General features: G+C 69.1%; 24 protein-coding genes. 16 read left to right on the top strand and 8 right to left on the bottom strand.

Features of this window, described 5'->3' with window-relative positions; genetic code table 11:
• Position 1 precedes the first annotated feature (1 nt).
• From cobN to cobJ, 5 genes are read left to right on the top strand one after another with little or no spacing between them, the layout of a single operon-like run.
• Positions 2-3547, top strand: a complete 3546-nt coding sequence (cobN, locus tag ACTIF2_RS23600; protein ID WP_439499574.1) for a cobaltochelatase subunit CobN — start codon at positions 2-4, stop codon at positions 3545-3547.
• Entirely contained in the window at positions 3544-4842 is a 1299-nt protein-coding gene (gene cobG, locus ACTIF2_RS23595) for a precorrin-3B synthase (protein ID WP_439499573.1), read from the top strand. Before cobN ends, cobG begins: the two co-directional genes overlap by 4 nt.
• Positions 4839-5471 (top strand): precorrin-8X methylmutase, encoded by a 633-nt coding sequence (locus ACTIF2_RS23590; protein ID WP_439499572.1) that lies wholly within the window; start codon positions 4839-4841, stop codon positions 5469-5471. The genes cobG and ACTIF2_RS23590 overlap by 4 nt, the downstream gene beginning before the upstream one ends.
• A gap of 4 nt (positions 5472-5475) precedes the next feature.
• On the top strand, positions 5476-6219 hold the full coding sequence (locus ACTIF2_RS23585; protein ID WP_439499571.1) for a precorrin-2 C(20)-methyltransferase: 744 nt from the start codon (positions 5476-5478) through the stop codon (positions 6217-6219).
• Positions 6216-7007, top strand: a complete 792-nt coding sequence (gene cobJ, locus ACTIF2_RS23580; RefSeq protein ID WP_439499570.1) for a precorrin-3B C(17)-methyltransferase — start codon at positions 6216-6218, stop codon at positions 7005-7007. The genes ACTIF2_RS23585 and cobJ overlap by 4 nt, the downstream gene beginning before the upstream one ends.
• Here cobJ and ACTIF2_RS23575 read toward each other — a convergent pair.
• Entirely contained in the window at positions 6950-7714 is a 765-nt protein-coding gene (locus tag ACTIF2_RS23575; protein ID WP_439499569.1) for a cobalt-precorrin-6A reductase, read from the bottom strand. The two genes, cobJ and ACTIF2_RS23575, sit on opposite strands and share 58 nt — an antisense overlap.
• On the opposite strand from ACTIF2_RS23575, the gene cbiE reads away from it, so the two are divergent.
• From cbiE to bluB, 5 genes are read left to right on the top strand one after another with little or no spacing between them, the layout of a single operon-like run.
• Positions 7713-8972 carry a precorrin-6y C5,15-methyltransferase (decarboxylating) subunit CbiE gene (gene cbiE / locus ACTIF2_RS23570; protein WP_439499568.1) on the top strand — a complete coding sequence of 420 codons (1260 nt, stop codon included), beginning with the start codon at positions 7713-7715 and terminating at the stop codon, positions 8970-8972. The genes ACTIF2_RS23575 and cbiE overlap by 2 nt on opposite strands.
• Complete coding sequence (locus tag ACTIF2_RS23565) at positions 8969-9361, top strand: cobalamin biosynthesis protein (protein WP_439499567.1); 393 nt, start codon at positions 8969-8971, stop codon at positions 9359-9361. The genes cbiE and ACTIF2_RS23565 overlap by 4 nt, the downstream gene beginning before the upstream one ends.
• Positions 9358-10122, top strand: coding sequence for a precorrin-4 C(11)-methyltransferase (cobM, locus tag ACTIF2_RS23560; protein ID WP_439499566.1), 765 nt, complete (start codon positions 9358-9360; stop codon positions 10120-10122). The genes ACTIF2_RS23565 and cobM overlap by 4 nt, the downstream gene beginning before the upstream one ends.
• Complete coding sequence (locus ACTIF2_RS23555) at positions 10119-11441, top strand: cobyrinate a,c-diamide synthase (protein ID WP_439499565.1); 1323 nt, start codon at positions 10119-10121, stop codon at positions 11439-11441. Before cobM ends, ACTIF2_RS23555 begins: the two co-directional genes overlap by 4 nt.
• A complete protein-coding gene (gene bluB / locus ACTIF2_RS23550; RefSeq protein WP_439499564.1) occupies positions 11438-12061 on the top strand; it encodes a 5,6-dimethylbenzimidazole synthase in 624 nt (207 codons plus the stop codon). The genes ACTIF2_RS23555 and bluB overlap by 4 nt, the downstream gene beginning before the upstream one ends.
• A gap of 134 nt (positions 12062-12195) precedes the next feature.
• Here bluB and ACTIF2_RS23545 read toward each other — a convergent pair whose 3' ends face one another.
• The 5 genes from ACTIF2_RS23545 to ACTIF2_RS23525 all read right to left on the bottom strand — a co-directional run bounded on the left by ACTIF2_RS23545 (position 12196) and on the right by ACTIF2_RS23525 (position 16982).
• Positions 12196-12849, bottom strand: coding sequence for a 3-oxoacid CoA-transferase subunit B (locus ACTIF2_RS23545; RefSeq protein WP_439499563.1), 654 nt, complete (start codon positions 12847-12849; stop codon positions 12196-12198).
• Positions 12850-12861: 12 nt separating this feature from the next.
• Positions 12862-13569 (bottom strand): CoA transferase subunit A, encoded by a 708-nt coding sequence (locus ACTIF2_RS23540; protein WP_439499562.1) that lies wholly within the window; start codon positions 13567-13569, stop codon positions 12862-12864.
• Positions 13570-13720: 151 nt separating this feature from the next.
• The gene (locus ACTIF2_RS23535) at positions 13721-14347 is read right to left on the bottom strand and encodes an Isoquinoline 1-oxidoreductase subunit (RefSeq protein WP_439499561.1); all 627 of its coding nucleotides are present in this window, start codon (positions 14345-14347) and stop codon (positions 13721-13723) included.
• Entirely contained in the window at positions 14347-16521 is a 2175-nt protein-coding gene (locus ACTIF2_RS23530; protein WP_439499560.1) for a xanthine dehydrogenase family protein molybdopterin-binding subunit, read from the bottom strand. Before ACTIF2_RS23530 ends, ACTIF2_RS23535 begins: the two co-directional genes overlap by 1 nt.
• A gap of 2 nt (positions 16522-16523) precedes the next feature.
• Complete coding sequence (locus tag ACTIF2_RS23525; protein ID WP_439499559.1) at positions 16524-16982, bottom strand: (2Fe-2S)-binding protein; 459 nt, start codon at positions 16980-16982, stop codon at positions 16524-16526.
• A gap of 195 nt (positions 16983-17177) precedes the next feature.
• On the opposite strand from ACTIF2_RS23525, the gene ACTIF2_RS23520 reads away from it, so the two are divergent.
• From ACTIF2_RS23520 to ACTIF2_RS23495, 6 genes are all read left to right on the top strand, one after another.
• Positions 17178-17801 carry a TetR/AcrR family transcriptional regulator gene (locus tag ACTIF2_RS23520; RefSeq protein ID WP_439499558.1) on the top strand — a complete coding sequence of 208 codons (624 nt, stop codon included), beginning with the start codon at positions 17178-17180 and terminating at the stop codon, positions 17799-17801.
• A 182-nt stretch (positions 17802-17983) separates the two neighbouring features.
• Positions 17984-18748, top strand: coding sequence for an ABC transporter ATP-binding protein (locus tag ACTIF2_RS23515; protein WP_439499557.1), 765 nt, complete (start codon positions 17984-17986; stop codon positions 18746-18748).
• Positions 18738-19481, top strand: a complete 744-nt coding sequence (locus ACTIF2_RS23510; protein ID WP_439499556.1) for an ABC transporter ATP-binding protein — start codon at positions 18738-18740, stop codon at positions 19479-19481. The genes ACTIF2_RS23515 and ACTIF2_RS23510 overlap by 11 nt, the downstream gene beginning before the upstream one ends.
• Positions 19482-19522: 41 nt before the next feature.
• Positions 19523-20728, top strand: a complete 1206-nt coding sequence (locus ACTIF2_RS23505) for an ABC transporter substrate-binding protein (protein ID WP_439499555.1) — start codon at positions 19523-19525, stop codon at positions 20726-20728.
• 177 nt (positions 20729-20905) lie between these two features.
• Entirely contained in the window at positions 20906-21793 is an 888-nt protein-coding gene (locus tag ACTIF2_RS23500; protein ID WP_439499554.1) for a branched-chain amino acid ABC transporter permease, read from the top strand.
• A 27-nt stretch (positions 21794-21820) separates the two neighbouring features.
• Complete coding sequence (locus tag ACTIF2_RS23495; protein ID WP_439499553.1) at positions 21821-22813, top strand: branched-chain amino acid ABC transporter permease; 993 nt, start codon at positions 21821-21823, stop codon at positions 22811-22813.
• A 92-nt stretch (positions 22814-22905) separates the two neighbouring features.
• Here ACTIF2_RS23495 and ACTIF2_RS23490 read toward each other — a convergent pair whose 3' ends face one another.
• Both ACTIF2_RS23490 and ACTIF2_RS23485 read right to left on the bottom strand, forming a co-directional pair.
• Positions 22906-23283: a c-type cytochrome gene (locus ACTIF2_RS23490; RefSeq protein ID WP_439499552.1), complete on the bottom strand. Its 378-nt coding sequence runs from the start codon at positions 23281-23283 to the stop codon at positions 22906-22908.
• The gene (locus tag ACTIF2_RS23485; protein ID WP_439499551.1) at positions 23280-24284 is read right to left on the bottom strand and encodes a Vgb family protein; all 1005 of its coding nucleotides are present in this window, start codon (positions 24282-24284) and stop codon (positions 23280-23282) included. The genes ACTIF2_RS23490 and ACTIF2_RS23485 overlap by 4 nt, the downstream gene beginning before the upstream one ends.
• Positions 24285-24355: the final 71 nt, after the last annotated feature.

Here is a 24355-nt window from a genome sequence, read left to right as displayed (position 1 = left end):
GATGCACCTCCTCCCCTCCAGCGAGATCAGGCTCGACGACGGCGAAGACGCCGTCGATCTCGCCCTGCCGCCGGGGGATGTCCTGGTGCTCTCCTTCGCCGACAGCGACCTCTCGGCGCTGGCCGCCGCGGCCGGCGCGTCTGGCCTCGACTTGCGCCTCGCTTCGCTGCGCCGGCTGAAGCACCCTCTCTCGATCGATCTCCTGGTCGAGAAGACGGCTGCGCGCTCACGCTTCGTGCTGGTGCGCTGCCTCGGCGGGCTGGATTACTGGCGCTACGGCATCGAACAACTGGCCGAGGCGTGCCGGCGCGCGGGCATCGCGCTCGCCGTGCTGCCCGGGGACGACCGGCCGGACGAGCGGCTGGCCGAGTACGGCACAGTGGCGCCGGAGCTTGCGGGTGAGCTGCTGGCCTATTTCCGGGCCGGCGGCGGCACGGAAAACATGCGCCGGCTAATGGGCTGCATCGCAAGCTATCTCGCGGATGCTGCACTTCCCTCATCCGACCCGGCTGCGCCGGGCCACCTTCTCCCCCGAGGGGAGAAGGAAGAGCGCGCGAAGCAGCACGGGCAGGCAAAAATGAGCGAGGCGGCGGCCGCAGCCCCCTTCTCCCCTCGGGGGAGAAGGTCCCGGCAGGGGGATGAGGGCCCGCCAGCACCCGTCCTCCTGCCACCGCTCTTTGCACTTGGCGCCGATGCCACCCCCCTGCCGTGGCGCGACGCGCTCGCAAACCTGCCCACCACCGCCTCGCTCGTCCCGATCCTAGTCTATCGCTCCGGCGTCGCGGCTGGAGACACCGCCATGGCGGAGGCGATCGCGGAAGCGCTTGCCGCACGCGGCCATGCCGCCCTGATCCTGGCGCTGACCAGCCTGAAGGACCCGGCCGTCACCGGCGAGCTCGCCGCGCTGATCGCCCTGCGCAAACCGGCCGCCCTCGTCACCACCACCGCCTTCTCGGCGCGCGATGGCGCGGATTTCGTGCTCGACGCCGCCGACTGCCCAATCCTCCAGGCCGTGCCGGTCGGCAGCCCGCGCGATGCCTGGGAGGCCTCGCCGCGCGGGCTTTCGGGCGCCGATCTCGCCATGCAGGTCGCGCTGCCGGAATTCGACGGCCGGATTGGCGCTGTCCCGGTCGCCTTCAAGGCGGAGGACGCCGACCCGCAAACCGGCCTCACCATGCGTCGGCTGGTACCCGACCCCGACGGTATCGCCGCGCTCGCCGAGCTCGCATCCGGCTGGATCGCGCTGGCGCGCAAGCCTCCGGCGGAACGCAGGCTCGCCTTGGTGATGTCTGACTATCCCGCGCGCGGCGGGCGCGCGGGCTTCGCGGTCGGGCTCGACACACCGGCAAGCGTCGCGGCCATCCGTGAGCTTCTGACGGGGGCGGGGTACGAGGTTGAACGTCATTGCGAGCGCAGCGAAGCAATCCAGGGGGCATCGAGCTCCACGAATCTGGATTGCTTCGCTGCGCTCGCAATGACGGCAAAGGAGGCCGCTCCTCAGGATGAGGGCTTATGCCTGATGCGGGCCCTGACCGAAGGGCCGGCCGATTTCGCCATCCGGCTCGCTGGCTATCGCGCCTGGCTCGCGACCATCCCCGATACCGCCCGCGCCGCGCTGATCGCAGCCCATGGCGCACCCGAAACCGACCCTGCCTGCGACGGCTCGGCCTTCCGGTACCGCGTCGTCCGCAGCGGCCATCTCCTCGTCGCCCTGCAGCCAGCGCGCGATGCCTCGCCGGACCGCAAGGCGCGCTATCACGACCCCGACGCGCCACCCGGCCATGCCTATCTCGCCTTCTATCTCGGCCTGCGGCTCGCCGGCAGCGACGCGCTGATCCATCTCGGCACGCATGGCACCACGGAATGGCTGCCGGGCAAGGCGGTCGCGCTCTCGGCCGCCTGCTGGCCGCGCCTCGCGATCGGCGGCCTTCCGGTGATCTATCCCTATGTCGTCGACGATCCGGGCGAGGCAGCCCCGGCCAAGCGCCGGCTCTCGGCCGTGACGCTCGGCCATTTGCCGCCGGAACTGGTGCATGCCGAAGCGGCCGGCGAGGTCGCGCTGCTGCGCGATCTCGTCGAGGAGTTCTCGCAGGCGCAGGTGCTCGACCCGCGCCGGGCCGAAATCGTCGCCCGCGAGATCCGCGAGCGGGCCGAGGCGAGCGGGCTGGCCGAAACCTGCGGCGTCACGGCCGATCTCGATATGGCCGATGCGCTGACCCGGCTCGACGCGCATCTCTGCGACATCGCCGAGCTGCCTTTCCGCGAGGGCCTGCATGTCTTCGGGCAGGCCGCGCATGATGCCGCTTCCTCCCGCAGCGAGCGCGAGAACCTGCTGCGGGCGCTCGACGGGCGCTTCGTGCCGCCGGGCCCTGCCGGTTCACCGCATCGCGGACATGCCGAGGTCCTGCCGACCGGCCGCAACCTCTCGACGCTCGACCCGCGCGCCATACCCACCCGTGCAGCCGCACGCCTCGGCGCCCACGCCGCCGCCGCGGTGATCGCGCGCCATCTCCAGGACCATGGCGAGCATCCGCGCCGGATCGTGATGGATCTCTGGGCCTCGCCGACCCTGCGCTCCGGCGGCGAGGACATCGCCCATGCGCTGGCCCTGATGGGCGCAGCGCCGCTCTGGGACCATGGCTCGACGCGGGTGACGGGCTTCTCGGTGATTCCGCTGGCGAAGCTCGAACATCCGCGGCTCGACGTGACGATCCGCATCTCCGGCGCCTTTCGCGACACGTTTCCGGGGCAGATCGCGCTGCTCGACGCGGCCACCCGCGCGGTCGCCGCGCTCGATGAGCCCGACGACTGGAACGAGCCCGCCGCCGCCCGCCGGCGTGGCGAGGATGCGGCGCGCGTTTTCGGTCCGGCGCCAGGCCGCTTCGGCGCGGCCATGGCCGACCGGGCGCTTGACGGCCAGTGGGAGCATCGAGGCGATCTCGGCGCCGCCTATCTTGCCGCCAGCAGCCATGCCTATGGCGGCGCGGAGGGCATCGCCAGCGCCGATCCCGGCTTCGCCCGCCGGGTCGCGAGCGCGAGCGCCTTCGTCCATGTCAGCGACACGCCCGGCCGCGACATCCTGGAAGCGACCAGCGCCGCCGACGTGATCGGCGGCTTCGCGGCGGCGGCGCAGGCGCTCGGCAGCGAGGCTGCGCTCTACAGCCTCGACAGCTCCGATCCCGCGGCGCCGAAAGCCCGGACGCTGGGCGAGGATATCGGGCGCATCGTCCATGGCCGGCTCTGCCACCCGCGCTGGATCGCCGGCCAGCTCGCCCATGGCTGGCGCGGCGCGGCCGAACTTGCCGAGACCGTCGACACGCTCTTCGTCTATGCCGCGAGCACCGATGCCGTGGCGGACGGCCTGTTCGACGCCGTGTTCCAGGCCTATTGCGCCGATCCGGCCGTCTGGAGCGCGCTGGAGCGGGCCAATGCGCCGGCGGCCGCCTCGATCCGCGCCCGCCTTTCCGAAGCCGAGCGCCGCGGCCTGTGGACGAGCCGGCGCAACTCCGTCGCCGCCTTCCTCGCCAGCAAGGATGCGGCGGAATGAGCGCGCCCGCGCGAGCAACGCTGCGGCGCGGCTGGTGCCCGAGCACGCTGCGGCCGATGGAGACCGGCGACGGCTGGCTGGTCCGGCTGCATCCGCCCGGCGGCACGCTCACCCCCGCACAATTGCGGCGCGTGGCGAGGCTGGCTGAGGAGACGGGCAACGGCCTCGTCGAAATCTCGGGGCGCGGCAATCTGCAGATCAGGGGCGTGCGTCCGCAGGCTCATCCCGTCCTCGTCGAGGCCTTGCTGGCCGACGGGCTGGTCGACGAAGCCGGAGGAACCGGGCCGCAACGTCTCGTCCTGACCTCACCGCTGGCCGGACGCGATGCCAGCGACCTGATCGACTCCGCCGCGCTCTCGGCCGAGATCGAACGGGCCGGCCGCGCCGTTGACGGCTTGCCTGCGAAGACCAACGTGGTCGTCGATGGCGGCGGGAGCCTCGCGCTCGATGGCTTTCCGGCCGATCTGCGTGTGGTCGCGATCGGCAGCGAGGCGGTCGCGATCGGCCTGCCGCAGGCAATCTGGCTCGGACCGGTCGCACTGGGCGATGCGGCGGCGGCCGTCACCGCCCTCCTCTCCGGCTTCGCAGCCTGCCGGCGCACTGACCCCGCCCGGCTCCATCGCCTGCGTGACCTTTCGGATGAGCAGACCGTCGCGCTGATCGCGAATTGCGCGCTGTCGCGGACCTCTCCTCCACCGGTCCGCCCCGCCCCGCGGCGGGTCGGCATCGTGGCGCTGCGCTCGTCACGCGTCGCCTTGATCGCCGGGCTGCCCTTCGGGCGCTCGGATGCCGCGACATTGGCGGGCTTGAGCGCTGTGGCCGCCGAGCTGGGCGTCGAGGAGATGCGCTTCTCGCCCTGGCGCGGCCTGGCCTTCCTCGGGCTCGGGCGCGATGAGGCGACCGAGCTTGCTGCGCACTGCGAGACGCGCGGCCTGATCACGCGGGACGACGACCCGCGCCTTTCGGTGCAGGCCTGCTCCGGCGCGCCCGCCTGCCCGCGCGGCGAAACCCGGACCATGATGGATGCTGCGGTCCTGGCCGAAGCGGCAGCGGAACTGCTCGCCGCCGGCCGCACGCTCCATCTCTCGGCCTGCGTCAAATCCTGCGCCCATGCCGGGCCGGCCGACCTGACGCTCATCGGCCAGGACGGGCGTTACGACGTCGTCATCGGCGGGACGACGCGGGACAAGGCGCTCGCGAGGCTTGACCTTTCGCAGATTGTGCAGCGTCTGCAGCCGGGACAGGACATCCACGCCGCCCTGACGTCAGGCCGGCTTTCGGGACTCGAGGCTTGAACACGCGTTACGACTATATCCGCGAAGGCGATGCGATCTACGAGCGCTCCTTCGCCATCATTCGGGCCGAGGCCGATCTCTCGCGTTTCTCCGGCACGGCCGGGCGCGTCGTGGTCAGGATGATCCATGCCTGCGGCATGACCGACCTGCCGGGTGACGTCGAGATGTCGGGCGATTTCACCGCGGCCGCAGAGACCGCGCTGCGGGCGGGAGCGCCGATCCTTTGCGACGCCAAGATGGTCGCCAACGGCGTCACGCGCGCCAGGCTTCCGGCCGGCAATGCCGTGATCTGCACGCTCGACGACCCGCAGGTGCCGACCTTGGCGAAACAGGTCGGCACGACCCGTTCGGCCGCGGCGATGGAGCTGTGGCGGCCGCATCTGGCGGGCGCGCTCGTCGTCATCGGCAATGCGCCGACCTCGCTCTTCCACCTGCTCGAAATGCTCGACGCCGATGCTCCGAGGCCGGCCGCCATCATCGGCATCCCGGTCGGCTTCGTCGGCGCGGCGGAATCGAAGCAGGCTTTGGCGCAGGACGGGCGCGTGCCCTTCCTCGTCGTGCATGGGCGGCGCGGCGGCTCGGCGATGGCGGCGGCTGCCGTCAACGCGCTGGCGCAAGAGAAGGAGTGAGCCAGTGAATACGGCTCAACCCAATACATTGCTCTTCGGCGTCGGCCTCGGCCCCGGCGATCCCGACTATATGACGGTCAGGGCCCGCGACATCATCGCGAGCGCCGACCGTCTGGTGCATTTCTGCAAGAAGGGCAGCCGCGGCAATGCCCGCGCCACGGCGGATGCGGTCATCGCGCCCGATCCGGCGCGCGAGATCGTGTTGGCCTTCCCAGTGACCACCGAGGCCAGGGTCGGGGAGGAAGCCTATGACGGGCCGATCGCCGCCTTCTACGACGAGGCGGCCGAGCGGCTCGCGGCCGAGATGGGCGCCGGGCGGACCGTCGCCGTGCTCTGCGACGGCGACCCGTTCTTCTACGGCTCCTTCATGCATCTGTGGCGGCGCCTCGCCCATCGCTTCCCGACCGAGGTCGTGCCGGGCGTCACCGGGATGGCCGGCGCCTGGGTGCGGGCCGGCGCGCCGATCACCTGGGGCGACGACGTCATGACCGTCCTGCCTGGCACGCTCTCCGAAGCCGAGCTGCGCCGCCGCCTCGTCGACACCGACGCCGCCGTGATCATGAAGCTCGGCCGTAACCTGCCCAAGGTGCGCCGCGCCCTGAAGGCCGCCGGTCTGGTCCACCGCGCGATCTATGTCGAGCGCGCGACCATGGCCGGCCAGGTCGTGACGCGGCTCGACGACAAGGCCGATGACGAGGCGCCTTATTTCTCGATGGTCCTCGTCCCCGGCGAGGGACGGCGGCTGTGAGCGGCTCGCTCACCATCGTCGGGCTCGGTCCGGGCGAGGCGCATTGGCTGACGCCGGCGGCTCAAGCGGCGATCGAGGCCGCCAGCGACCTCGTCGGCTACGGCCCCTATCTCGACCGACTGCCGGCGCGCGAGGGGCAGGTGAAGCACGGCTCGGACAATCGCGTCGAGGTGACGCGCGCCCGCCATGCGCTGCAGCTGGCGTTCGAGGGGCGGCGTGTCGCGGTCGTCTCGGGCGGCGATCCCGGCGTCTTCGCCATGGCGGCGGCCGTGTTCGAGGCGCTTGAGGCGGGCGAGCCGGACTGGCTTGCCGTGCCAATCACGGTCGAGCCCGGCATCACGGCGATGCTGGCTGCGGCCGCACGGGCCGGCGCGCCGCTCGGCGGCGATTTCTGCGCGATCTCGCTCTCCGACAATCTCAAGCCCTGGGAGGTGATCACCCAGCGGCTGGAGGCGGCGCTATCGGCCGATTTCGTGATCTCGCTCTACAATCCGATCTCGAAGGCGCGGCCCTGGCAGCTCGGCGAGGCGCTGGCGCTGGCGGCCCGACATCGCCCGGCCGAGACCCCGGTGATCTTCGCCCGCGCGATCGGGCGAGCGGACGAGGTGTTGCGCGTGCTATCGATGAGCGAAGCCGTCGCGGCGGCCGGTTCCGCCGACATGGCGACGCTGGTGATGATCGGCGCCTCGAGCACGCGGCTGATCGCGCGCGAAGGCGCGACGCCCATCGTCTATACGCCGCGCTCCGTGACGAAGAGCCCTTGCGCCACCAGCCAGGGCAGGACCTGATCGATATGGTCGACGGTTTCGACATCGGGCTTGGGCGGCCGCTCGACCATGATCACCGGCAGGCTCAGCCGGCGTGCCGCGACGAGCTTGCCGACCGTCGCCGGGCCACCGGAATTCTTGGAGACGAGGATCTCGATCTCCTCGCGGCGCATCAGGTCCTCCTCGTCGTCGACGTCGAAGGGCCCGCGCTGCTGGATGACCTTGACGCCATTCAGCGGCAAACGATCCCCGATCGGCTCGATGACGCGGACGAGATAATGGTGCTGCGGCGCGTCGGCGAAGGCTGGCAGCTCCAAGCGCCCCACCGTGAGAAAGACGCGGCGCGGCTCCTTGCCGAGCGCCTCCGCCGCAGCCGCGATGTCCGCCACCGAGCGCCAGCGGTCGCCCGGGTTCGGCTTCCAGGACTCGCGGCGAATCGCGATCAGCGGCACATTCTCGGCCTTGCAGGCGGCTTCGGCATGGAAAGGCATGATCGCGGCGAAGGGATGCGTCGCATCGACCACCGCGACAACGCCATTCTCCACGAGATAGCGCCGCAGCCCGTCGATACCGCCGAAACCACCGATCCGCACCGGCAGATTATGCGGCCTGGGATCGGACGTATGCCCGGCCAGCGAGACGATCGCACGGATTTCCGGCGCCTGTTCAGCCAGAAGCTGATCGAGCGCCGCAGCCTCACTGGTGCCGCCTAGGATCAGAACCGTCATGTCAGTGTTGTCGCCCGAAATGGAAGAACTGTCGAGAAGCGCCCCTGCCGCAGGGAAGCCCTGGCTCTCCCTCGTCGGGCTCGGCGAGGACGGCCGCGCGGGGCTGTCACCCGAGGCGCTCGCCGCGCTCGACGGCGCCGAACTGGTCTATGGCGGGGCGCGCCATATCGCCCTGATCGGCAAGGTTCCGGGCGAGGCGGCGGAATGGCCGCAGCCGTTCCGGAACGCGCTGCCGATGATCCTGACCAAGCGCGGCCGCAAGGTCTGCGTCGTCGCGACGGGCGATCCGTTCCATTACGGTATCGGCGCCGGGCTGGCGAAGGCGATCCCGGCCGAGGAGATGCAGATCTTCCCGCAGCTCTCCTGCTTCGCACTCGCCTGCAACCGGCTGCGCTGGCCGCAGGAGGAGTGCGGCCGGGTCTCGCTCCACGGCCGCGCTTTGCAGCGCATCATCCCCTATCTGCAGCCGGGCCGGCGCGTGCTGGCGCTGTCCTGGGACGGCACGACGCCGGCGCGCGTTGCCGAGATCATGAGCGCGCGTGGCTTCGGCGCGTCGCGCCTCGTCGTGATGGAGGCGCTGGGCGGGCCGCGCGAGCAGGTCCGGGACTGCCGGGCCGACCAGTTCGACCTCGGCGAGGTCGATCCGCTCAACCTGATCGCGCTCGATCTCGTCGCCGCCCCCGATGCGCGCATCCTGCCCTTGGCAAGCGGGCTCGACGATGACTGGTTCGAGCATGACGGCCAGATCACCAAGGCCGATATCCGCGCCATCACGCTGTCCGCGCTGCGGCCCCGGGCCGGCGAACTGCTCTGGGATATCGGCGCGGGCTCCGGCTCCATCGGGCTCGAATGGTGCCTGCGCAGCCCCGGCAACCGCGCTATCGCCTTCGAGGAGAATCCGGAGCGCGCCGCCCGCATCGGGCGCAACCGGATGGCGCTCGGCGCGCTCGCCGTCGAGAGCGTGAACGGCGCCGCGCCGGCCGCTCTCGCCGGCCGGCCGGCGCCGGACGCGATCTTCATTGGCGGCGGCATCACGGATGCGGGTGTGTTCGAGGCGGCCTGGGCCGCGCTGAAGCCGGGCGGGCGGCTCGTCGCCAATGTTGTGACGATTGAAGGCGAGGCACGGCTGGCCGCGCTCTATGCCAGGCATGGCGGTTCCTTGCGCCGGATCGGCATCAGCCATCTCGACGCAGTCGGGACGATGCATGGCTGGCGGGCCGCGATGCCGGTGACGCAATGGCGGGTGGTGAAAGCATGATCGTCGCCGGGATCGGGTTGCGCCCCGGCACGACGGAGGCCGACGTTCGCGCCTGCCTCGACGCGGCGCTCGCAGCGGCCGAACTCATGCCCGGCACGGCCTTGCGCCTCGCCACGCTCGGCAGCCGCGCTGGCGAAGCCGGGCTGATCGCGGTGGCAAAGGCACGCAAGGCGGAGCTCGTCGCCATTCCCGATGAGGCGCTCGCCGGCTTCGAGGCCTCCTGCGCCACGCGTTCGACCCGGATCGCGGGGCTCTACGGCGTCGGCTCGGTAGCGGAGGCGGCCGCGCTCGCTGCGGCCGGGCCGGGCGCCGTGCTGATCCAGCCACGCATCGCGACCGCCCGCGTCACCTGCGCATTGGCCAGAAGCGCGGAATGGAGCGCGCCGTGACCGTGCATTTCATCGGCGCCGGACCGGGCGCGCCCGATCTCATCACCTTGCGCGGACGCGACCTGATCGCGGCCTGCCCGGTCTGCCTCTATGCCGGCTCCTTGATCCCGAAGGCGATGCTCGGCTGGTGCCCGGAGGGAGCGCGGATCGTCGACACCGCCCCGCTCGATCTCGACGCGATCGTCGCGGAGATCGTCTCGGCGCATTCGGACGGCCTCGACATCGCCCGGCTGCATTCCGGCGACCTCTCGATCTGGAGCACCTGCGGCGAGCAGATGCGCCGGCTCGATGCGCTCGGCATCCCCTACACGGTCACGCCAGGCGTTCCGGCCTTTGCCGCTGCCGCCGCGGCACTGAAACGCGAGCTGACCTTGCCGGGCGTCGCGCAGTCGCTGGTGCTGACGCGCACCTCCGGCCGCGCCTCCTCGATGCCAGAGCGGGAAAAGCTCGCGACCTTCGCCGCCTCGGGCGCGACGCTGGCGATCCACCTTTCGATCCATGTCATCGGGCAGGTCGTCGAGGAGCTGACGCCGTTCTATGGAGCGGACTGCCCCGTCGCGATCGTCTTCCGCGCCTCCTGGCCGGACGAGCGCGTGCTGCGCGGCACGCTCGGCTCGATCGCGGAGGACGTCGCGGCGTCCGGGCTGGAGCGCACGGCGCTGATCCTGGTCGGGCCGGCGCTCGGAGCCGAGGATTTCGGCGAGAGCGCGCTCTATTCGACCGGGTACGACCGCCGCTTCCGGCCGGGCGGCGGGCAATGAGCGGGCGCGGGCTGCTTATCGCCGCGCCGCGCTCCGGCTCGGGCAAGACCACGATCACGCTCGGCCTGCAGCGGGCGCTGGTAAAACGTGGACTGACCGTGCGCGGCCTGAAATGCGGACCGGACTATATCGACCCGGCCTTCCACGCCGCCGCAACCGGCGCGCCCAGCGCCAATCTCGACAGCTACGCGATGCCGGAGGCGCTGCTCGGCCAGATCGCGAGCGAGGTCGCGAGCGCCGACATCGTCATCGCTGAGGGCTCGATGGGGCTGTTCGACGGCGTGCCCGGCCTGGAGGGCCGCACCGGCGCAAGCGCCGATATCGCGGCGCTGTTCGGCTGGCCGGTGCTGCTCGTCGTCGATGTCTCCGGCCAGGCGCAATCGGCCGGGGCCGTCGCGCTCGGCTGCATGCGCTATGACGAGCGCATCACGGTGGCAGGCGTCATCCTGAACAAGGTGGCGAGCGAGCGCCATCGTCGGCTGGCCTGCGCCGGCATGGAGAAGATCGGACTGCCCGTGCTCGGCGCGCTGCCGCGCGAGGCGAGCCTGATCCTGCCCGAGCGCCATCTCGGACTGGTACAGGCGGGCGAGACGGAAGACCTGCATCAGCGGCTCGACGCGCTCGCCGAGGCCGTGTCGGCCGCGGTCGACCTCGACGCCGTGATCGCGGCGGCGAAGCCGACGCGGTTGCCAGCACCGACGGCGCCCTTCCCCGCCCTGCCCGCCCCGGGACGGCGCATCGCGCTCGCACGCGATGCCGCCTTCAGCTTCGTCTATCCCCATGTCGAGGCCGGCTGGCGTGCCGCCGGCGCGACGCTGGTGCCGTTCTCGCCGCTGGCGGACGAGCCGCCTCCCGCCGACTGCGACGCCTGCTGGCTGCCGGGCGGCTATCCCGAGCTGCATGCCGGACGGCTCGCCGCCGCCGATCGCTTCATGACGAGCCTACGGAGCTTCGCCGAGACGCGTCCCGTCCATGGCGAGTGCGGCGGCTACATGGTGCTCGGCCGCTCCCTCGTCGATGCCGAGGGCGCCAGCCACGCCATGGCGGGGCTGCTTTCGGTCGAGACCAGCTTCGCGAAGCGCAAGATGAACCTGGGTTATCGCCGTGCGGTGCTGCGGGCCGACGGGCCGCTCGGTCCGGCCGGGCAGGCGCTGACCGGGCACGAGTTCCATTATGCGACCATCCTCTCGCAAGGCGAAGATGAGCCCTTCGCGATGGTGACCGACCCGCATGGCTCGCCACCGACCCCGGCGGGCAGCCGGCGCGGCCTGGTCAGCGGCTCCTTCTTCCACGCCATCGCCAGCCGGGAACCGTCGTGAGCGACGTGCCCGTCTTCGACGCGGGTTTCATCGCCCGCTTCGAGGAGCTGCTGGCCTGGCGACGGGACGTGCGCCGCTTCAGGCCGGAAACCCTGCCGGAGCCGCTCGTGACGCATCTCTTGCGGCTCGCGGAGCTTTCGCCCTCGGTCGGCCATTCTCAGCCCTGGCGCTGGCTGCGGGTCAACGATCCGGTACAGCGCGCCGCGGCCCAGGCGAGCTTCGCGCGCTGCAATGCCGAGGCCCTGGGCGACTATGACGGCGCGCAGGCGGCGCTCTATGCAAGGCTCAAGCTCGAGGGCTTGCGCGAGGCCCCGGAACAATTCGCGGTGTTCTGCGACCACTCCACCCGGCAGGGCCATGGGCTCGGCCGGCGCAGCATGCCGGAGATGCTCGACTACTCGGTGGTGGCCGCGATCACCCAGTTCTGGCTAGCGGCGCGGGCGCATGGCGTCGGCGTCGGCTGGGTCTCGATCCTCGAGCCCGGCGAGATCGCGGCGGCGCTGCGGACGCCGCCGGACTGGAAGCTGATCGCCTGGCTCTGCGTCGGCTACCCGCAGGAGGAGCATGCCGACCCGGAACTGGTGCGGGCGGGGTGGGAGGCAGGCAAGGGGCGCAGTTGAGTGCTGCGCCAGCCGTCATTCCCGGGCGGAGCGAAGCGCAGACCCGAGAATCTCAGGCAGAAAGAGGCGCCTGAGACGGAGCCCTTCTCGTCAGGAGATGGTCGGGTCAAGCCCGACCATGACGCATGCCCGACTCAGACCGCGACCTTGAAGGCCGCGTCCGTCTTGCCCTTGATCTCGTCGAGCGAGACGCCCTCGGCGAGCTCGATCAGCGTCATGCCGCCGCCATTCTCGTCGATGCTGAAGACGCCGAGATCGGTGATCACCATGTCGACGACGCCCGCCCCAGTCAGCGGCAGGTCGCAGGCCTTGAGCAGCTTCGGCGATTCCGAGCCGTCCTTGTTCTTGGCGACATGCTCCATCACCACGACGACCTTCTTGACGCCGGCGACGAGGTCCATGGCGCCGCCCATGCCCTTCACCATCTTGCCCGGGATCATCCAGTTGGCGAGATCGCCATTCTCCGCGACCTGCATGGCGCCGAGGATCGAGAGATCGATATGGCCGCCGCGGATCATGCCGAACGAGTCGGCCGAGGAGAAATAGCTCGTCGTCTTCAGCTCGGTGATGGTCTGCTTGCCGGCATTGATCAGGTCCGGGTCCTCATCGCCCTCATAGGGGAACGGGCCCATGCCGAGCATGCCGTTCTCCGACTGGAGCTGCACGCTCATGCCGTCGGGAATGTAGTTCGAAACCAGCGTCGGGATACCGATGCCGAGATTGACGTAGAAACCGTCCTTCAGCTCCTTGGCGGCGCGGGCGGCGATCTGTTCACGGGTCCAGGCCATGTCGCAATCTCCTCAGGCGGCCGCGCGCGGGCGGGTGGTGCGCTGCTCGATGCGCTTGACCGGATTCGGCACATGCACGATGCGCTTCACGAAGATGCCTGGCGTGTGCATGTGGTCGGGGTCGATCTCGCCGGCCGGCACGAGATGCTCGACCTCGGCGACGGTGAAGCGCGAGGCCGAGGCCATCATCGGATTGAAGTTGCGCGCCGTCTTCCGGTAGACGAGGTTGCCCTCGGTATCGCCCTTCCAGGCATGCACGATCGAAATGTCGGCGAAGAGCCCGCGTTCCATGATGTAGCGCTCGCCGTCGAACTCGCGCTCCTCCTTGCCCTCGGCGATCAGCGTGCCGACGCCGGTCTTGGTGAAGAAGGCCGGGATGCCGGCGCCGCCGGCGCGGATGCGCTCGGCGAGCGTGCCCTGCGGGGTGAATTCGAGCTCGAGCTCGCCGGCGAGATATTGCTGGGCGAAGAGCTTGTTCTCGCCAACATAGGACGAGATCATCTTCCTGATCTGGCGCGTCTCGAGCAGCAGCCCGAGGCCGGCGCCATCGACGCCGGCATTGTTCGAGATGAAGGTCAGGTTCTTCGCGCCGGACGCGCGGATCGCCTCGATCAGCGTGTCGGGGATGCCGCACAGGCCGAAGCCGCCCGCCATGATCGTCATGCCGTCCTTGACGACGCCAGCGAGCGCTGCCGCCGCATCGGGATAAACCTTCTTCATCGCATAGCCTTTGCCGCTGGAACGGAGGGAGGAAGCGTTCCCGACAGCACTAGCCGAGCGGATGGTGCGCTTGCAACATGGACGAAGGCGCAGGCCAAAGTGCGCGCCTTCCCTTCTCCGCTTGCGGGAGAAGGGAAGAGAGGATCGCGCTCTACGACGCCGGGCAGGCGGCGCCCGTATCGGCCCAGGCCTGCATCAGCGCGCCGAACTGCGCGGCGGTGCCCGGCGCCGGCTCGCGGCTCGCGCCCGGATTCCAGCCCCAGAGCACCAGCGTGTCGGTGGTGACATGCTTGACCAGCGCCGCGAGGTCGCGGCTGCCGTTGCGGTTCTGGTCCTTAAGCTGTTCGCAAATCTGGCCGAGCGACTTGCCTTCCCAGGCCATGGAGGCCGGCGCCAGCGCCCAGTGGCCGTCGCCCGGCACGCGCGCCGGATCGAAGTTCTGCTTGCCGTGGCAGGTCGTGCATTCGAGGCCCGGCGCGCCATGGCCGTCCTTGCCGCGCACCACCATCGGCTGGTGCAGGCGCTTGGCGTCGCCCTGGCGCGGCCGCTCGGTCGCGGGATGGCAGTTCATGCAGCGCGGATGCTGCATGACCTTGCCCATCTCGGCGAACAGCGCGACCGAGCGGTCGCGCGGGTTGGCGATACTGCTGAAGCTTGCGGCGGGGCGCAGAGAGGCGCCGCCGGGCTGGGATTGGCCCGCATTCTGCGCCAGCGTCAGCGCGGTGCCGGCCATGCAGAGCGCGAGCCCGGCAGCCGCGGAAAGGAAAAGGCCCCGCATCACACAGTCCCTCCCACCATCGGCAACTGTCGCGCCCTCGCCTGGCCGAGGCGGGCGAGGGCATTGGCAACCGCCGGGCTGATCGGCGGCACGCCGGGCTCGCCGACGCCGGTAGGCGCCTCGGTCGAGGCGACGATCCTGACCTCGACCTCCGGCATCTCGTGGATGCGCAGCGAGCGGTAGCTGTCGAAATTGAGCTGAACCGGCCGGCCCTCGTCGAGCGTGATCTCGCCGTAGAGCGCATGGCCGAGACCGAAGCCGATGCCACCCTCCATCTGGGCCCGGATGATGTCGGGATTGACGGCGGTGCCGCAGTCGACCGCGCACCAGACCTTGTGCACCTTGGGCTCGCCATCGCCGCCGAGCGAGACCTCGGCGATCTGGGCCACGAAGGAGCCGAAGCTCTCGACCACCGCGACGCCGCGTGCACGGCCGTCGACAGGGCCGGGCCCATTCCACTTCGCCAGGTCCGCCACGGCGCGCAGCACGTTGGCGAGGCGCGGATGCTTGCCCATCAGCGCCAGCCGCCCGGCAACCGGGTCCTGCCCGGCCTCCTGCAGGAGCTGATCGATGAAGCATTCGACCGCATGCCCGGTATGGGTATGGCCGACCGAACGCCACCATAGCGTCGGCACGCCGACCTGGACGGTGTGCAGGTCGCAGCGGAAATCGGCGATCTCATAGGGCAGTTCGTTGGCGCCTTCGACCATGACCGGATCGATCCCGTCCTTGATCATCGCCTCGAAAGGCGAGCCCTTCAGGAACGACTGGCCGACGATCGCACCGCTCCATGCGAGGATCTTGCCGTTCTTCACCGCGCCGCGCAGGCGGTGCAGGAAGAGCGGGCGGTAATAGCCGCCGGAGAGGTCGTCCTCGCGGGTGCGCACCAGCTTCACCGGCCGGTTGGGACCGATCGCCTTGGCCGCTTCCGCGAGCTCGACGGCAAGCTCCATGGTCGGCTGGGCGCGCCGGCCGAAGCTGCCGCCCGAGAGCATCGTCTCGACCCGGACTTTCTCGAGCCCGAGGCCAAGCACGCGGGCGATGGCCTGATGGTCGCCGGTCTGGAGCTGGCTGCCGAAACGCGCCAGCGCCTCGTTGCCATCCCATTGCAAATAGCCGTCGAGCGGCTCCATGGGGCCATGCGCCAGATAGGGGAAGGCGAACTCGGCCTCGACCACCTTGTCGGCCTTGGCGAGCACGGCCTCGGCATCGCCATGCTGGCCAGCAACCAGCCCCTTCCCGCCGGCGAGCCTGCGATACTCGGCAATGAGTTCGCGGCTGCCGCGCTTCTCCGCGCCAGCCTCATCCCAGGTGACTTTCAGCGCTTCGCGACCCTTCAGGGCCGGCCACATGCCGGTGGCGTAGACCGCGACGCCGGAGCCGATCTGCTTGACGTCGACGACCCCCTTGACCTTGAGCGCCTCGGCCGCGTCGAAGCTGCCGACCTTGCCGCCGAAACGCGGCGGCCGGGCGACGACCACGGTCAGCATGTCCGGTGCGTAGATGTCGATGGTGAACTGCGTCTTGCCACGCGACTTGTCGGCGCTGTCGAGGCGCTTCACCGCGCCTTCCTTGCCGATCAGCTTGAAGGCGGAGGCCGGCTTGAGCGGCGTATTCTCCGGCACCGGCAGCTTGGCGGCGGCCTCAGCGAACTCGCCGAAGCGGCCCTGCTTGCCGGAGCCATGGCTGATGACGCCGGCATCGACCTTGATCTCGGCAGCGGGGACCTTCCAGGCCTCGGCCGCGGCCTGCACCAACATGGCGCGAGCCGTGGCGCCGGCCTTGCGCATCTGCTCGAAGGAGTTAGCGATCGCCGTGGAGCCGCCGGTGCCCTGGATGCCCATGGCGAGATTGGCGTAGAGCTTGACGTCGGCCAGGGCGTGCTCGGCCCGCATCTGGCTCCAGTCGGCGTCCAGTTCCTCGGCGACCAGCGTGGCGAGGCCGGTGAATGGCCCCTGACCGAACTCGATATGCTTGACCAGCACCGTGACCGTGTCGTCGGCTGCGATGCGGACGAAGGCGTTCGGCGCGAAAACGGCGTCGCCGCCCGGCCGGAAGACCTGCGCGGCGCCGGACTGGGCGCGCGCGGCGAGCGGCAGATGCAGGCCGATGACGAGGGCGCCAGCGCCCTTCAGCAGCGAGCGGCGGGAGAGGTTAGGATCATGCACGGTCATGGTCAGACCTCCAGCGCGCGGGCCGCGTCATGGATCGCGGCGCGGATGCGAACATAGGTGGCACAGCGGCAGAGATTGCCGTTCATCGCGAGATCGATGTCGCGATCGGTCGGCTTCCTGTTCTCCTTGAGGAGCGCGATCGCGCTCATCACCTGGCCGGACTGGCAATAGCCGCATTGCGGCACGTCGCGCGCCGTCCAGGCCGCCTGGACGGCCTCGGCTTCCTTGCCGGTGAGCGCTTCGATCGTGGTGATCTCGGCATCGCCGACCGCCGAGACGGGAGTGACGCAGGAACGCAGCGGCTTGCCGTCCATGTAGACGGTGCAGGCGCCGCATTGGGCGACGCCGCAGCCGAACTTGGTGCCGGTCAGGCCGAGATTGTCGCGGATCGCCCAAAGCAGGGGCGTGTCGTCGTCGATATCGACGTTATGCGCCTGTCCGTTGACCTTGAGTGAGACCATGGTTGCCTCCGTGTGCTGGCATGACGCAGCGCGGCACCATGGTGCGGATCGAGAGGCTCGCTCTCGAGGGCCCGATCTGACATATCAGAAGGCGGGCGATCGATCCGTAGTCCGGGGTCGCGCGACTGGACTAGTTAGACGATTTGAGTCTAACTAGGATAGTCGCGCTCAGATTGGATTTTGTCAAGACTGCAAATGTCCGACAGAAGCGAAGGTTCCGGCGCTCCCGCCGACGAAACGACGAACCGTGTCGAACAGGTGGCCGACGCGGCGCTGCGCCTGTTCGCCCGCTACGGCTACAAGCGCACCTCCATGGACGACATCGCCAAGGAGGCCGGGCTCGCCAAGGCCACGCTCTATCTCCATTTCAAGGGCAAGGACGACGTCTTCCGCGCCATGCTGGCCCTGCTCGGCCAGCGCGTCGATGCACGTTGTCGCGAGGTGCTGGCCTCGACCGGGCCGTTCGCCGAACGGCTCGCCGCGTTGCTGCGGGCTCACCATGGCGGCGCCTTCGCCGCGTTCGGCGCAGGCGACCATCTGGTCGAGCTCAAGGCGGTGATCGTCAGCGTCGCGGGGGAGGAACTCCTGGCCTTCGAGGAGATCTTCGTTCGCCATGCCCAGCGCCTGATGGCGGAATCCGAGGCCGCCGGTGAGATCAGGCTTGCCCGGGCCGAGGTCAGCCCCGCCGCCTTGATCACGACGCTGATGCAGGCGGCGGCCGGCGCAAAGCTCGGCGCCTTGCCGTCCTGCGAGACCTATGGGGCGCGCCTCGACGCGATCGCATCGGTTGTCGCGGCGGCGGTGACGCCCGACCGCTAGCGCGGGTCCGGCCGCTCACACCCCGTCTACGCCTTTCGTCTAAACCGCTCGATTTTAGGCGGTTGCGCATGGCTTTGCGTGCACCGCCGCGCCGTTGACAGGCGCAACGGGCGCGGTGCAGCATGTTTTCGGGGAAACGAACAATCCAAGAATGAATAAGGTGGCGACCATGTGTGCGTGGTATGGCTGAGGATATTATTCTCTCCACCTCAGGACTCACGAAAGAATTCGCGGGTTTCACTGCGGTGAGCGGCGTCGACCTCAAGGTCAGGCGCGGGAGCATTCACGCGCTGATCGGTCCAAATGGCGCCGGCAAGACGACATGCTTCAATCTGCTGACCAAGTTTCTTGCGCCGACAAAAGGTTCGATCGTCTATAACGGCAAGGACATCACGGCGCAGAAGCCCGCCGAGATCGCCCGCCTCGGGCTGGTCCGTTCCTTCCAGATCTCGGCCGTGTTCCCGCAGCTCAGCGTGCTGACCAATGTCCGTATCGCGCTGCAGCGCAAGCGCGGCGACTCGTTCGATTTCTGGCGTTCCGAGGACGTCCTGAAACCGCTGGACAACGAGGCGCGGCGCCTGGTCGAGGCCGTCGGGCTGTCGGAGTTCGTCAACCTGCCGGCGGTCGAGCTCTCCTACGGCCGCAAGCGGGCCCTGGAGATCGCGACGACGCTGGCGCTCGACCCCGAGATGATGCTGCTCGACGAGCCGATGGCCGGAATGGGCCGCGAGGATGTCGAGCGCATCGAGGCGCTGATCCGCAAGGTCTCGAAGAACCGCACGATCCTGATGGTCGAGCACAATCTGTCCGTCGTGGCCTCGCTCTCGGACCGGATCACCGTGCTGGCCCGCGGCCAGGTGCTGGCCGAGGGCGATTACGCCACCGTCTCGAAGGATCCGCGCGTGGTCGAGGCCTATATCGGCTCGGGAGGCGGCCATGCTCATTGAAGGCGCGACCGCCCAGAAGCCGGCGACCGGCATCAAGCCCCTGCTCGCGGTGCGCGGGCTCGAGGCCTGGTATGGCGAGAGCCATGTGCTGCACGGCATCGATTTCGACGTCGCGCCCGGCGAGGTGGTGACCCTGCTCGGCCGCAACGGCGCCGGTAAGAGCACGACGCTGAAATCGATCATCGGCATCATGGGCAAGCGCAAGGGCTCGGTGATGCTCGACGGCGCCGAGACCATCGCCCTGCCCTCGCGCGCGATCGCCAAGCTCGGCATCGGCTATGTGCCGGAGGAGCGCGGCATCTATTCCTCGCTCAGCGTCGAGGAGAACCTGCTGCTGCCGCCGCAGGTGAAGCCGGGCGGGCTTCCGCTCGAGCAGATCTTCACGCTCTTCCCCAACCTGAAGGAGCGGCTGAAGAGCCAGGGCACCAAGCTCTCGGGCGGCGAGCAGCAGATGCTGGCGATCGGCCGCATCCTGCGCACCGGCGCCAACCTGCTGTTGCTCGACGAGCCGACCGAGGGGCTCGCGCCGGTCATAATCGAGCAGATCGGCCGCACCATCGCGAAACTGAAGCGCGAGGGCTTCACCATCATCCTGGTGGAGCAGAATTTCCGCTTCGCCCAGACGGTGGCGGACCGGCATTTCATCGTCGAGCAGGGCAAGGTGGTCGACATGATCCCGAACGAGGCGCTCGATCGGAACATCGACAAGCTGCACGGCTATCTCGGGGTTTGAACAACCAAGTCGAAAACGACATCGCGTCAGGGAGAGAGATCATGAATTACAAGACATTGCTTTTCGCGACCGGGCTCGGCGCGCTCATGGCCAGCCCGGCGCTCGCCCAGCAGATCAGCGTCAAGGCGGGCGTGCTGAACGACCGCTCCGGCCTCTATGCCGACCTCGCGGGCGAAGGCTCGGTGATCGCCGCCAGGATGGCGGTCGAGGACTTCAAAGCCGCCGACAAGGGCATCAAGGTCGAGATCATCTCGGCCGACCACCAGAACAAGCCGGATGTCGGCTCGACCATCGCCAGGCAATGGTACGACCAGGACGGCGTCGACCTGATCCTCGACGTGCCGACCTCCTCGGTCGCGCTGGCGGTCAGCCAGATCACCAAGGAAAAGAACAAGGTCCATATCAACTCCGGCGCCGCATCGTCGGACCTCACCGGCAAGGCCTGCAACGCCAACACCATCCACTGGACCTACGACACCTATGCGCTCGCCCAGGGCACCGGCGGCGCCATGGTCAAGGCCGGCGGCGACACCTGGTTCTTCCTGACCGCGGACTACGCCTTCGGCCATGCGCTTGAGCGCGACACCGCCGCGATCGTCACCAAGAACGGCGGCAAGGTGCTCGGCGCGGTGCGCACGCCGTTCCCCGGCACCGATTTCTCCTCCTTCCTGCTCCAGGCCCAGGCCTCCAAGGCCAAGGTGATCGGCCTCGCCAATGCCGGCGGCGACACGATCAACTCGATCAAGCAGGCGGGCGAGTTCGGCATCACCGCCGGCGGCCAGAAGCTCGCCGGGCTCCTCGTCTTCGCCTCGGACGTGCATGCGCTCGGCCTGCAGACGGCGCAGGGCCTGGTGCTGACCGAGGCCTTCTACTGGGACACCAATGACGGGACGCGCGCCTGGTCGGAGCGCTTCGCCAAGCAGAACGGCGGCAAGAAGCCGACCATGGTCCAGGCCGGCGTCTATTCCGGCCTGCTGCACTATCTCAAGGCGGTCGAGGCGGCGAAGAGCAAGGACCCCGCCGCGGTGGTGGCCAAGATGAAGGAGCTGCCGACGGACGATCCGCTCTTCGGCAAGGGCTCGGTGCGCCCCGACGGCCGCAAGATGCACGACATGTATCTGTTCGAGGTCAAGAAGCCGTCGGAATCGAAGGGCCCCTGGGACTATTACAAGCAGATCGCGGTGCTGCCGGCCGAGCAGGCCTTCCGCCCGCTCTCCGAGAGCGAGTGCCCGCTCGTCAAGAAATGAGCGCAGGCAAAGGCGTCATTCTCGGGCTTGACCCGAGAATCTCGTGACCAGAGGCTTCTGGTTTGCGAGATGGTCGGGTCAAGCCCGACCATGACGCGCCTGGCGGCTCCCGGCACTCCCTTGCCAGGATGACGCCAGGCCCGCTGCCCTCTCGACTTCGCAATGAATTGAGCATCAATGTTCGAGCTTCTCGGAATCCCCCCACAAGCGCTGTTCGGCCAGGTCCTGCTCGGCCTGATCAACGGCTCGTTCTACGCCATCCTCAGCCTCGGGCTGGCGGTGATCTTCGGGCTGCTCAACATCATCAACTTCACCCATGGCGCGCAGTACATGATGGGCGCCTTCGTCGCCTGGATGTGCCTGAACTATCTCGGGTTGAACTACTGGGTGGCGCTGCTGCTGGCGCCGCTCATCGTCGGCGTCACCGGCGTGATCATAGAGCGGCTGCTGCTCAAGCGCATCGCCCATCTCGACCATCTCTACGGGCTGCTGCTGACCTTCGGCCTGGCGCTGATCATCCAGGGCCTGTTCCGCAACCAATACGGCTCCTCCGGCCTGCCCTACCAGATTCCGCCGCAACTCACCGGCGGCCAGAATCTCGGCTTCATGTTCCTGCCGAACTACCGCGGCTGGGTCGTCATCGCCTCGCTGGCCGTCTGCCTCGCGACCTGGTTCGTGATCGAGAAGACGCGGCTCGGCGCCTATCTGCGGGCCGCGACCGAGAACCCGACGCTGACCCAGGCCTTCGGCATCAACGTGCCGCTACTGGTGACCCTGACCTACGGTTTCGGCGTGGCGCTCGCCGCCTTTGCCGGGGTGCTGGCCGCGCCGATCTACTCGGTCAATCCGAACATGGGCGCCGACATCATCATCGTCGTCTTCGCCGTGGTCGTGATCGGCGGCATGGGCTCGATCCTGGGCTCGATCGTCACCGGCTTCGGGCTCGGCCTCATCGAGGGGCTGACCAAGGTGTTCTACCCCGAGGCGGCGGCCACCGTGATCTTCATCATCATGGTGCTCGTCCTGCTGGTGAAGCCGACCGGGCTGTTCGGGCGGGCGGCATGACGGCGCTTTCGCTGAAAGGAGCCGATCATGGCTGACGCGCTCTCCGCCGAGGCTCCGGCCGCCGGCATCGCCGTTCCCGAGACCACGCAAGGCACGGCGCGGCTGCACCGGGCGATCTTCATCGGGCTCGCCGTGCTGCTCGTGATCGCGCCCTTCGTCGCCTATCCGGTCTTCGTGATGAAGGTGCTGTGCTTCGCGCTGTTCGCGCTCGCCTTCAATCTGCTGCTCGGCTATGGCGGCCTGCTCTCCTTCGGCCATGCCGCCTATTTCGGCATGGCGAGCTATGTCTGCGCCTATACCGCCAAGAACTGGGGCCTGACGCCGGAGCTCGCCATCCTGCTCGGCGCCGCCGTCGCCGCGGCACTCGGCTTCGTCTTCGGCGCCCTCGCGATCCGCCGGCAAGGCATCTATTTCGCGATGATCACGCTGGCGCTGGCCCAGATGGTGTTCTTCTTCTCGTTGCAGACGCCGGGCTTCACCGGCGGCGAGGACGGCATCCAGGCGGTGCCGCGCGGCCGGCTCTTCGGCCTGATCGACCTCGCCGACGACCGCACCCTCTACTGGCTCGTCGCGGCGATCTTCATGGCCGGGCTGCTGCTGATCTACCGCATCATCCATTCGCCCTTCGGCCAGGTCTGCAAGGCGATCCGGGACAACGAGCCGCGCGCGATCTCGCTCGGCTATCGCGCCAACCGCTACAAGCTGATGGTGTTCGTGCTGTCGGCGACGCTGGCCGGGCTTGCCGGCGCGACCAAGGCGATCGTCTTCCAGCTCGCCTCGCTCACCGACGTCTACTGGTCGATGTCGGGCGAGGTCGTGCTCATGACCCTCGTCGGCGGCCTCGGCACCGTGTTCGGCCCGATCGTCGGCGCGCTGGTCATCGTCGCGATGCAGAACTACCTCGCCAGCCTCGGCGCCTGGGTCACCGTCGTCCAGGGCGTCATCTTCGTGATCTGCGTCCTGCTCTTCCGCGAAGGCATCGTCGGCGTGATCGCGAAATGGATCAAAAAACCGCTCTGAGCCTCCCGTCATTGCGAGGAGGCGCAGCCGACGAAGCAATCCAGGAGGGCTGGTGCGGCCCCTGGATTGCTTCGCTGCGCTCGCAATGACGTTTAACCGCCCAGCAGAAAAGTCGCGATCGCGGCGCGGTCGGTTTCGCTGAGGCCTGCCGGCGGGCTCATCCAGCCGCCGGGGACGACGGCGTCAGGGTCAGCGAGATAGGCTTTCAGGCGCTCCGCGTCCCAGGCGAGGCCCGCCGCCCGGGCAGCCTTGAAGGCCGGGGAATAGTCGAACCCTGCCGCCGAGCCGAGAACCCGCCCCTTCAGCTCCGCCAGATGCGGGCCGGCCATCCCGGGAGCGGCGGCATCAAGGCTGTGGCAGGCGGTGCAGCTCGCGAACAGGCGGGCGCCGGCTGCGCTGTCCTGGGCCAAGGCGGGTTGCCCGCCGAGCAAGAGCGCCGCGACGACGAGCGCGCCGGGCGCCTGCCTCACGCCTGCCGCACCGTCTGGATGCGCACGAGCCGGTCATGGCCGCTTTCGCCGCCCCAGGCCTCGCCGGAGCGCCCGTCCATCTGCCGGACATTGGCGCCCGGCTTGCTGCTCGGGAAGCTGGTGAAGGCCTCGGTGACCGGGTCGAAATGCACGATGGCATTGGTGGAGAAATCCGTGACCCAGACCTTGTCGGCATCGTCGACATAGACCGAATAGGCGCGCGGCTTGTCGCCCGGCAGCTTCCAGGTCTTCCAGCTCTTGCTCAGCGTGTCATAGGCCGAGACATTGCCGGAGTTCCACTCGCTGACCCAGACGCGGTCCTTCGAATCCGACCAGACCCGCCGCGCGCCCTGACCCGGCGTCGGCGGCTCGACCACGGTGATCTCGAAGGTGCCGGGATTGACCTGCGCGATATGGTTGCCGGCGAGCGAGGCGTACCAGACCTCGCCGGAGGGGGTCAGCGTGATGCCATAGGCGCCGCGCCCACGCGGCGCGTCCTTGATCTCCATCTTGGCGTCCTTCGGGTCGAAGCGGCCGACGATGCCGTTCTGGCCGGTGAACCAGAGGATGCCGTCCTTGTCGAAGACGCCGGTGTTGAGATTGGCCTTGTCGCGGCCCTCGGGCAGCTTGAACAGGTCGACCTTGTGGGTCTTGTCATCGACGCGTGCGATCGCGTTCTGGCCGCCCTCCGTGACCCAAGCGGCGCCGTCTGGCCCGCGAATCACGCCATGGGGCGCCGCGCCCTCGCCGAGCGCGACGACCTTGAGCTCGCCCGAGCGCGGATCGAAGCGGCCGAGCGTACCGTTGCGCTGGCCGCAGACCCAGATCGTGCCGTCACCCGCGTCGGTGACATCGCGCGAGCCCTTGATCTGGGGCACGTCGAAATAGGTGACGTTGAACTTGATGCCGGGAGGCGCCGCTTCGGTCGCGACAGCCCGCCCGAGCACGACCGGAGCGCTCAACCCGGCAAGGCCGAGCTTCAGAAAGGACCGGCGCAACATGGAGCGTCTCCTTCTTGTCGGGCCGGCGCAAGAGCTGCGCCGAGGAGGGAAGGCTAGTCCGACAAGATGGT

Origin of the sequence: Allobosea sp., from assembly GCF_051860145.1 — a bacterium.
GTDB lineage: Bacteria > Pseudomonadota > Alphaproteobacteria > Rhizobiales > Beijerinckiaceae > Allobosea.
Note: the sequence above shows the minus strand (reverse complement) of the source record. Positions and strands in the feature narration are given on the sequence as shown.

Bases quoted from the DNA above. Each gene is read 5' to 3' on its own strand.
- cobN (WP_439499574.1), top strand. From the start codon at position 2: ATGCACCTCCTCCCCTCCAGCGAGATCAGGCTCGACGACGGCGAAGAC.
- cobG (WP_439499573.1), top strand. From the start codon at position 3,544: ATGAGCGCGCCCGCGCGAGCAACGCTGCGGCGCGGCTGGTGCCCGAGC.
- cbiE (WP_439499568.1), top strand. From the start codon at position 7,713: ATGTCAGTGTTGTCGCCCGAAATGGAAGAACTGTCGAGAAGCGCCCCT.
- ACTIF2_RS23575 (WP_439499569.1), bottom strand. From the start codon at position 7,714: ATGACGGTTCTGATCCTAGGCGGCACCAGTGAGGCTGCGGCGCTCGAT.
- ACTIF2_RS23565 (WP_439499567.1), top strand. From the start codon at position 8,969: ATGATCGTCGCCGGGATCGGGTTGCGCCCCGGCACGACGGAGGCCGAC.
- ACTIF2_RS23555 (WP_439499565.1), top strand. From the start codon at position 10,119: ATGAGCGGGCGCGGGCTGCTTATCGCCGCGCCGCGCTCCGGCTCGGGC.
- ACTIF2_RS23545 (WP_439499563.1), bottom strand. From the start codon at position 12,849: ATGGCCTGGACCCGTGAACAGATCGCCGCCCGCGCCGCCAAGGAGCTG.
- ACTIF2_RS23540 (WP_439499562.1), bottom strand. From the start codon at position 13,569: ATGAAGAAGGTTTATCCCGATGCGGCGGCAGCGCTCGCTGGCGTCGTC.
- ACTIF2_RS23535 (WP_439499561.1), bottom strand. From the start codon at position 14,347: ATGCGGGGCCTTTTCCTTTCCGCGGCTGCCGGGCTCGCGCTCTGCATG.
- ACTIF2_RS23530 (WP_439499560.1), bottom strand. From the start codon at position 16,521: ATGACCGTGCATGATCCTAACCTCTCCCGCCGCTCGCTGCTGAAGGGC.
- ACTIF2_RS23525 (WP_439499559.1), bottom strand. From the start codon at position 16,982: ATGGTCTCACTCAAGGTCAACGGACAGGCGCATAACGTCGATATCGAC.
- ACTIF2_RS23520 (WP_439499558.1), top strand. From the start codon at position 17,178: ATGTCCGACAGAAGCGAAGGTTCCGGCGCTCCCGCCGACGAAACGACG.
- ACTIF2_RS23515 (WP_439499557.1), top strand. From the start codon at position 17,984: ATGGCTGAGGATATTATTCTCTCCACCTCAGGACTCACGAAAGAATTC.
- ACTIF2_RS23510 (WP_439499556.1), top strand. From the start codon at position 18,738: ATGCTCATTGAAGGCGCGACCGCCCAGAAGCCGGCGACCGGCATCAAG.
- ACTIF2_RS23505 (WP_439499555.1), top strand. From the start codon at position 19,523: ATGAATTACAAGACATTGCTTTTCGCGACCGGGCTCGGCGCGCTCATG.
- ACTIF2_RS23500 (WP_439499554.1), top strand. From the start codon at position 20,906: ATGTTCGAGCTTCTCGGAATCCCCCCACAAGCGCTGTTCGGCCAGGTC.
- ACTIF2_RS23495 (WP_439499553.1), top strand. From the start codon at position 21,821: ATGGCTGACGCGCTCTCCGCCGAGGCTCCGGCCGCCGGCATCGCCGTT.
- ACTIF2_RS23485 (WP_439499551.1), bottom strand. From the start codon at position 24,284: ATGTTGCGCCGGTCCTTTCTGAAGCTCGGCCTTGCCGGGTTGAGCGCT.